Genomic DNA, 8,338 nt, shown 5'->3' on the forward strand with positions numbered 1-8,338 from the left:
CCTGCCGGCGATCCCGATGGACATCACGCAGATCCTGTTGCTGAGCCGGATACTTGAAATGAAGCCTCCACCCCAGCGACGGGCAACCTCCGACCCGCTTGAATCGACTTTTATCATCTAAAATCAAGCTATCAATGCGACTTTGGTCATTTGTCGCAAGCAGAATTGCAATTATGCGCCAAAACGGCTATACGACCTTCCATATCCCGGAAATCAAGAGTGGTACTACCACGGCCCGCGACACCGGCGCGGACGACTGAAGGACTCTATGCATGGCCCAACAATTGCTGATGCCCAAGGCGACCGCCGTCTGGCTTGTCGACAATACCGCCCTGTCATTCGAGCAGATTGCGCAGTTCTGCAAGCTGCATCCGCTGGAAGTGAAAGCCATCGCTGACGGCGAAAGCGCGCAGGGCATCAAGGGCCTTGATCCCATCTCCACCGGCCAGCTGTCGCGCGAGGAAATCGCTCGCGCCGAAGGTAACCCGGCGCATAAGCTGAAACTGTCCGAGCCGAAGGTGCGCGTGCCTGAATCCAAGCGCAAGGGCCCGCGTTACACGCCGGTTTCCAAGCGTCAGGACCGTCCGAACGCCATTCTCTGGCTCGTTCGCAACCATCCGGAACTGAAGGACGCGCAGATTTCGCGCCTCGTCGGTACGACCAAGTCGACCATCGAACAGATCCGCGAACGCACGCACTGGAACTCGGCAAACCTGGCCGCCATGGACCCGGTCACGCTCGGCCTCTGCTCGCAGATCGATCTCGACCTCGAAGTCGAAAAGGCCTCCAAGGGGCGTCCGCTGCCGACAGCTGAAGAACTCGGCGCGACGCTCCAGCCGGCACGCGAAACAGAGCGCTACCCTTATGGCGACGACCAGCCGGAAGAAAAGTCGCTCGACGCGGACGCCGTTTTCGCCAAGCTCAAGTCGCTCAAGTCGACCCGCAACGACGACGAAGACGAAGACAATTTCTGAGCGTTTTCAAAATTTTGGAAAAGAAAACCCGGCCATCGCCGGGTTTTTTGTTGCCAGAATACCGCTGATTCACGTGAAACCGAGCGTGAGCCCAACCTTACAAGAGATGCTTACAGCACATGCGGATGCGGCAGGCCATGCGCCTTCAGCGCCGCCTCGATTTCTCCCAGCACCGCCGGATCCTCGATCGTTGCCGGCATCTTCCAGGTCTCGCCATCGGCAATCTTCTGCATCGTCCCGCGCAGCACCTTGCCTGAGCGCGTTTTCGGCAGGCGTTTGACGCAAGTCGCAAGCTTGAAGGCCGCAACCGGGCCGATGTGATGGCGGACGAGATCGATCACTTCCTTCTCGATCGTCCGCTCAGGCTTCGTCACGCCGCTGTTAAGGACGAGGAAGCCGCAAGGCACCTGACCCTTGATGTCATCCTGCACGCCGATGACGGCGGCTTCCGCCACATCCGGATGGCTGGCGCAAACCTCTTCCATCGCGCCTGTCGACAGACGATGGCCGGCGCAATTGATGATGTCATCGGTGCGGGCCATGATGAAGAGATAGCCGTCCTCATCGATATAGCCGGCATCGGCCGTCTTGTAGTAGCCCGGAAACTCCTCGAGATAGGCGTGCCGGAACCGCTCGTCGGCATTCCACAACGTCGGAAGGCTACCGGGGGGCAGGGGGAGTTTCACGACGACGTTGCCCAGTGTACCGGCCGGCACGGCATGCCCCGCATCATCCAGAACCTGCACGTCGTATCCCGGCATCGGCACTGTCGGAGACCCGTATTTCACCGGCAGCAGGCCAAGCCCCGCCGGATTGCCGGCAATCACCCAGCCCGTTTCCGTCTGCCACCAGTGATCGACCACCGGGACCTTGAGATGCTCTTCCGCCCACTTGATCGTATCCGGATCTGCCCGCTCACCGGCCAGGAACAGGGTGCGCAGCGACGGCATCGGAATGTCTTTGAGGAATGAACCGGTCGGGTCTTCCTTGCGGATGGCGCGAAACGCCGTTGGCGCGGTGAAGAAGGCGGTGACATTGTGCTTCTGGATGACACGCCAGAATGTACCGGCATCCGGCGTCCCGATGGGCTTGCCTTCGAAGAGCACGGATGTATTGCCCGAGATCAGCGGCCCATAGACGATGTAGGAATGCCCGACGACCCAGCCGATATCGGAGGCCGCCCAGAAGGTTTCGCCCGGCTTCACGCCATAGAAATTGCGCATGCTCCAGTGGAGCGCGACGAGATGGCCGCCATTGTCGCGCACCACGCCCTTGGGCTGTCCGGTCGTTCCGGACGTGTAGAGGACATAAAGCGGATCGGTCGCGGCGACTGGCACGCAGTCGATCTCGCCGCCACGATGCTTCGCGACCAGCGCTTCGAAATCATGATCCAGCCCATCTGTCAGCGGTGCGGACAATTCCGGTCGCTGGTAAAGCAGGCAGGCCGCCGGTTTGTGGTGAGCAAGTTCGATCGCCTCGTCCAGCATCGGCTTGTAGGGCACGACGCGACCCGGCTCTATGCCGCAGCTCGCCGAAATGATGAGCTTGGCCTTGCTGTCATCGATTCTCGTCGCGAGTTCCGGTCCGGCAAAGCCGCCGAAGACGACGGAATGGACAGCACCCAGCCGCGCGCAGGCGAGCATGGAGAGCACGGCCTCAAGGATCATCGGCATATAGATGATGACGCGATCGCCCTTCTCCACGCCAAGCGAGCGCATCGCGAGCGCAATCGCCTTCACCTCTGCCAGTGCTTCCGAATAGATGATGGCGGAGGAGCGGCCGGTGATCGGGCTTTCGATGACGAATGCGTTGCGGTCGCCAAGCCCGGCTGCAACATGGCGGTCGAGCGCATTGTAGCAGGTGTTCGTTACACCATCCGGAAACCATCGACCGTAAACGTCGGCTGACGGATCGAAAGCCATTTTCGGCTTCTCGAACCAGTCTATGGCTTCTGCCTGCCGCATCCAGAAACCTTCCGGATCGGTTTTCCACGCCGCATAAGCGGCCTCATATCCCTGACGCATGATATCCTCCCGGCGCGTTCCCAGTCGCGCTTCAGGAGGCAAAGTCTACTCGACACAAAAGCGTCAAAGAACCCCGACAAAAGGCCAATAGATGCAGACTGCCCTATGCGTGCTGCTGATAGGCCCGGTTACCGAAGATCGCCGAGCCGACCCGAACGCTCGTCGCTCCGAATTCGATGGCGGTCTGGTAGTCCGACGACATGCCCATCGAGAGCTTCGAAAGCCCGCATTTACCGGCAAGCTTGGCGAGAAGAGCAAAATGTGGCCCCGGATTCTCATCCGCCGGCGGAATGCACATGAGACCGACAACGGGAAGCGACAGTTCGCCGCGGCAGAGATTGACGAAATCGACCGTGTCATCCGGCGCGATGCCAGCCTTCTGGGGCTCTAGTCCCGTATTGACCTGCACATAGAGCTCTGGCCGGCGACCCTGCTTGGCCATTTCCTCGGCAATGGCGCGGGCAATCTTTTCGCGATCAATCGTCTCGATGACATCGAAAAGCGCCACGGCGTCTCCCGCCTTGTTGGATTGCAGCGGCCCGATCAGATGCAGCTCGATGCCGGAAAACGCCTCGCGCAGGCCCGGCCACTTGGCCTTGGCTTCCTGAACCTTGTTTTCGCCGAACACGCGCTGGCCGGCATCCAGGGCAGGGCGGATTTCATCCGCCTCGAATGTCTTCGACACGGCTACCAACATTGCGGAGCCCGGCTCGCGGCCAGCACCCTTTTCCGCCTTTGCAATTTCCGCCTTTACCGCGTTCAGCCTATCCTGAAGTTCCATGCCACACTTCCCTTTGCCTGCCTTAGCACCCATTTATGATGGACCGCGCGAATTTGGAACCTCGTACGTTCCTTTTTGCCGCGCCACCATTCCCGCCTTCACCGAAATGCCCGAAAAACTTGACGCTTCCGGCATTTCATGATGAAGGTCGCCCCCAAATTCTTGATCTATCGGAACAGTCGAATCATGGCCTCAGAACGCTATAACCCGCGCGACGCTGAACCCCGCTGGCAGGCGGAATGGAACCAGCGCGAGATTTTCAAAACCGACAACGACGATCCGCGCGACAAATATTACGTGCTCGAGATGTTCCCCTATCCCTCGGGCCGCATCCATATGGGCCATGTGCGCAACTATGCCATGGGCGACGTGGTGGCGCGCTATAAGCGTGCACGCGGCTATAATGTTTTGCACCCGATGGGCTGGGACGCCTTCGGCATGCCGGCGGAAAACGCCGCCATGCAGAACAAGATCCATCCCAAGGAATGGACCTACGCCAATATCGCCACCATGCGCGGCCAGCTGAAATCCATGGGCCTGTCGCTGGACTGGTCGCGCGAATTCGCCACCTGCGACGTGGAATATTACCAGCGCCAGCAGAGCCTCTTCCTCGACTTCCTGGACAAGGGCCTCGTCTATCGCAAGCAGTCGAAGGTCAATTGGGACCCGGTCGACCAGACGGTGCTTGCCAACGAGCAGGTCATCGACGGTCGCGGCTGGCGCTCCGGCGCGCTGGTCGAGCAGCGTGAGCTGACGCAATGGTTCTTCAAAATCACCGATTTCTCGCAGGATCTGCTCGATTCGCTCGATGAGCTGGATCAGTGGCCGGAAAAGGTCCGGCTGATGCAGAAGAACTGGATCGGCCGCTCGGAAGGCCTGACGCTGCGCTGGGAAACCGTCGGCAACGAGCTGCCGGAAGAATTCCGCGACGTCACCGTCTACACGACGCGCCCGGACACGCTGTTCGGCGCCTCTTTCCTGGCAATCGCCGCTGACCATCCGCTGGCAAAATACGTGGCCGCAAGCAACCCTGCCGTCGAAGCCTTTGCCGAGGAATGCCGCCGCGCCGGCACCTCGCTGGCCGCCCTCGAAACCGCTGAAAAGAAGGGCATGGATACGGGCGTGAAGGTCCGTCATCCTTTTGATCCCTCTTGGGAACTGCCGGTCTATGTCGCCAATTTCGTGCTGATGGACTACGGCACGGGTGCGATCTTCGGCTGCCCCTCCGGCGATCAGCGAGACCTGGATTTCGCCCGTAAGTATGACCTGCCGGTCGTGCCGGTCGTCATGCCGGAAGGCGGAGATGCCGCGACCTTTACCGTGGGCGACACCGCCTATGACGGCGACGGCGTGATGATCAATTCGCGCTTCCTTGACGGCAAGTCCACGGCGGATGCCTTCCAGGAAGTCGCCGACCGCCTGAGCGCGACCATGCTCGGCGGCAAGCCGCAGGCCGAGCGCAAGGTGAATTTCCGCCTGCGCGACTGGGGTATCTCCCGCCAGCGTTACTGGGGCTGCCCAATCCCGGTCATCCATTGCGACGATTGCGGCGTCGTGCCGGTTCCGAAGAAGGACTTGCCGGTCCAGCTGCCCGACGACATCAATTTCGACAAGCCGGGCAACCCGCTCGACCGTCATCCGACCTGGCGCAACGTGAAATGCCCGCATTGCGGCAAGGATGCCCGGCGCGAGACGGACACGATGGACACGTTCGTCGATTCGTCGTGGTATTTCGCCCGCTTCACCGCGCCGCATGCCGACGAACCTGTGATCACGGACACGGCAGACGCCTGGCTGCCGGTCGACCAGTATATCGGCGGCATCGAACATGCGATCCTGCATCTGCTCTATTCGCGCTTCTTCACCCGCGCGATGCGTGAAACCGGCCATGTGAACCTGAAAGAGCCCTTCAAGGGCCTCTTCACGCAGGGCATGGTCGTGCATGAAACCTACAAGCTGGGTGAGGGCAGCAACGGAACCTGGGTCCAGCCTTCCGAAATCCGTCTCGAGGAAACGGACGGCATCCGCCGCGCCTTCCACGTCGAGTCCGGCGAAGAAGTCACCATCGGCTCCATCGAGAAGATGTCGAAGTCCAAGAAGAACGTGGTCGATCCGGACGATATCATCGCGTCCTATGGCGCTGATACCGCCCGCTTCTTCATGCTCTCGGACTCGCCGCCGGAACGCGACGTGATCTGGACGGAAGCAGGCGTCGAAGCGGCCCATCGCTTCGTTCAGCGCATCTGGCGTCTGGTTTCGGAAGCAGCGCCTACGCTTCGCGGCGCGAATCCTGCACCTGCAACGTCAGGCGAGGCCCTCCCGGTCTCACAGGCAGCCCACAAGGCGCTTCTGGCCGTTGCCAACGACTACGATCGCCTCGGCTTCAACAAGGCCGTGGCACGCGTCTATGAGCTCGTAAACGCCCTTGCAGCACCGCTAACCAAGGCAGCCAACGAAAAGGTCGACGAAGCCTATGCCGGCGCCCTGCGTGAAGCCACGCAGATCCTCGTCCAGCTCTTCGCCCCGATCATGCCGCATCTGGCCGAGGAATGCTGGAAGGAAATCGGCTGCACGGGTCTCGTTTCTGACGCGGCATGGCCCACCTATCTGGAGAGCCTCGTCGTCGAAAACACCGTCGTGCTGCCTGTTCAGGTCAACGGCAAGAAGCGCGGCGAATTGACAATCGCGCGCGACGCGTCTCAGAGTGACGTCGAGGCCGCCGTGCTTGCGCTCGATTTCGTGACGAGCGCGCTGGCCGGCGCAAAACCGAAGAAGATCGTCGTCGTACCGCAAAGGATCGTCAATGTCGTCGTTTGATAAACCTCTGTTTCGACGCGCTTTTGTGGGTGCTGTTCTGATCTCGGCGCTAGGGCTCGGTTCTTGCCAGGTTCAGCCGCTCTATGGCAAGGCCGGCATCACGGGTGAACTCGCGAGCGTCGGCATTTCCGAACCGACGAACCGCGTCGAGCAGGCCGTCCGCAACCAGATGATCTTCCTGCTTTCCGGCGGAGCCGGCGAGCCGTCAAACCCCGTTTACCAGCTGACTCTCCGTGTCAGTTCGAGTAATGTGAACTATCTTTCGCAGATTTCGTCGAATCTGCCGCAGCCCGGACGCGTGACACTGTCTGCCAGCTACACTCTGACGCGTGACGGCAAGCTCATCAAACAGGGCGCTCAACGCATGGACGCACAACTCGACTACACGAGCCAGCAATTTGCCCAGGTCCGTGCGATCCGGGACGCAGAAGACCGCGCCGCCCGCGAGCTTGCGGAAGTGTTGAAGCTCGACATCGCATCTGCTTTGTCCAAGTGATCAGCCCATGTCGGAGCTGAAGCCGCAGGAATTCGAACGCCTTTTGCGGTCAAGCTCCGCCCTGCCGCGCATCATCGTCATTTTCGGCCCTGATCGGGGGCTTGTCTCCGAACGGGCTGAAGCCGCGGCGGCGCGCACCGGAATACCGCTCAGCGATCCTTTCGCGGTTACAAAAATCGAGGCCTCGGACCTTCAGAAAGCGCCGGGGCGACTTATCGAGGAGATGCAGAGCATCGGGCTGTTCGGTGGCGAAAAACTCGTTTGGGTTCGCAATGCCGCCAATGAAAAGGCGTTAGTCGATGGCATCGCGGCTCTGGCGGCAACGGAGTTGGAAGCCTATCTCATCATCGAGGCCGGCGATCTGAAGAAGGGCTCGGCTCTGCGGAAAGCGGCCGAAGCCGCGCGCAGTATCGCCTCGGTCCCCTGCTATGCCGACGATCAGGCAAGCCTCAACGGGCTGATCGACGACATTCTGAAGGAAACCGGGCAGCGGATCACACCCGCAGCGCGCGCAAGGCTGCTGGCCAACCTGGGTGGGGATCGTCGCGCGAGCCGCGGCGAAATCCGCAAACTCGCGCTCTATTGTGCCAAGGAACCAGAGATCGATGAACGGCACGTTATCGACATTATCGGTGACGTTAGCGAAACCTCGCTCGACAACCTCATCGACGCCCTTCTGGGCGGCGACGCCAACGCAATGATCGCGGCTCTGGAGGCTTTGATTTCCGCAAAAACAGCGATTTACCAAGTCTTGAACGCGGTGCTGCGGCAGTTCCAGATGCTGGATATGCTGCGCGCCGAAATGGACAGATCCCGCCAATCGGCAAGCCAGGTCATCCAGACTCACGGAAAGCACATTTTCTTCAAACGCCGCAACGTCATCACACAGGCGCTTTCGGTGTGGACGGCCGCCAAGCTCACTCGGGAACTTTCCCGCCTGCAGACGATGGTTCTGACAAGCCAGAGGAATCCGCAGATCGCCGAAAGCGTGGCCGCGCAACTTCTCCTGTCTCTGACCCAACAATCCGTGATCAGAAAATAGGGTGGAAATGGCACGCCGCTGCGCTGCCGCGATCTAACCTTCGCCGCGTGTTTCGGTCCCATTCCTCCATGAGTGTCGAAGTCGTTACGTTATCGTAACAAAAACCCGGCTAGAGCGTTTCACCTTTTAACGGAAACATATCCGGCGTTTTCGAGATAGTTCGCACATTCGTCTGGTTGGATTGTTTGGACGAGCGCGCCGATG

The 8,338-nt window shown here is 60.3% G+C and carries 6 protein-coding genes; 4 read left to right on the plus strand and 2 right to left on the minus strand.

Annotated elements, in window-relative coordinates:
- The first annotated feature begins 272 nt into the window (after positions 1 to 272).
- Positions 273 to 974 (plus strand): DUF1013 domain-containing protein, encoded by a 702-nt coding sequence (locus ABID16_RS19150; RefSeq protein WP_354557958.1) that lies wholly within the window; start codon positions 273 to 275, stop codon positions 972 to 974.
- 110 nt (positions 975 to 1,084) lie between these two features.
- Here ABID16_RS19150 and ABID16_RS19155 read toward each other — a convergent pair whose 3' ends face one another.
- Complete coding sequence (locus tag ABID16_RS19155) at positions 1,085 to 2,998, minus strand: propionyl-CoA synthetase (RefSeq protein WP_354557959.1); 1,914 nt, start codon at positions 2,996 to 2,998, stop codon at positions 1,085 to 1,087.
- Between the two features lie 103 nt (positions 2,999 to 3,101).
- Positions 3,102 to 3,779 carry a YggS family pyridoxal phosphate-dependent enzyme gene (locus ABID16_RS19160; protein WP_354557960.1) on the minus strand — a complete coding sequence of 226 codons (678 nt, stop codon included), beginning with the start codon at positions 3,777 to 3,779 and terminating at the stop codon, positions 3,102 to 3,104.
- 186 nt (positions 3,780 to 3,965) lie between these two features.
- Between ABID16_RS19160 and leuS the strand changes: the two genes are divergently transcribed.
- Genes leuS through holA form a run of 3 tightly spaced genes read left to right on the plus strand, consistent with a single transcriptional unit; the run spans position 3,966 to position 8,134 of the window.
- On the plus strand, positions 3,966 to 6,596 hold the full coding sequence (leuS, locus tag ABID16_RS19165) for a leucine--tRNA ligase (protein ID WP_354557961.1): 2,631 nt from the start codon (positions 3,966 to 3,968) through the stop codon (positions 6,594 to 6,596).
- Positions 6,583 to 7,092: an LPS assembly lipoprotein LptE gene (gene lptE / locus ABID16_RS19170; RefSeq protein ID WP_354557962.1), complete on the plus strand. Its 510-nt coding sequence runs from the start codon at positions 6,583 to 6,585 to the stop codon at positions 7,090 to 7,092. Before leuS ends, lptE begins: the two co-directional genes overlap by 14 nt.
- A 7-nt stretch (positions 7,093 to 7,099) precedes the next feature.
- The gene (gene holA, locus ABID16_RS19175) at positions 7,100 to 8,134 is read left to right on the plus strand and encodes a DNA polymerase III subunit delta (protein ID WP_354557963.1); all 1,035 of its coding nucleotides are present in this window, start codon (positions 7,100 to 7,102) and stop codon (positions 8,132 to 8,134) included.
- The last annotated feature ends 204 nt before the right edge of the window (positions 8,135 to 8,338 follow it).

It is taken from the genome of Limnomicrobium aquaticum, assembly GCF_040545545.1.
Classification (GTDB): Bacteria; Pseudomonadota; Alphaproteobacteria; order Rhizobiales; family Rhizobiaceae; genus Ensifer_A; species Ensifer_A aquaticum.

Bases quoted from the DNA above. Each gene is read 5' to 3' on its own strand.
- lptE (WP_354557962.1), top strand. From the start codon at position 6,583: ATGTCGTCGTTTGATAAACCTCTGTTTCGACGCGCTTTTGTGGGTGCT.
- ABID16_RS19160 (WP_354557960.1), bottom strand. From the start codon at position 3,779: ATGGAACTTCAGGATAGGCTGAACGCGGTAAAGGCGGAAATTGCAAAG.
- ABID16_RS19150 (WP_354557958.1), top strand. From the start codon at position 273: ATGGCCCAACAATTGCTGATGCCCAAGGCGACCGCCGTCTGGCTTGTC.
- leuS (WP_354557961.1), top strand. From the start codon at position 3,966: ATGGCCTCAGAACGCTATAACCCGCGCGACGCTGAACCCCGCTGGCAG.
- ABID16_RS19155 (WP_354557959.1), bottom strand. From the start codon at position 2,998: ATGCGTCAGGGATATGAGGCCGCTTATGCGGCGTGGAAAACCGATCCG.
- holA (WP_354557963.1), top strand. From the start codon at position 7,100: ATGTCGGAGCTGAAGCCGCAGGAATTCGAACGCCTTTTGCGGTCAAGC.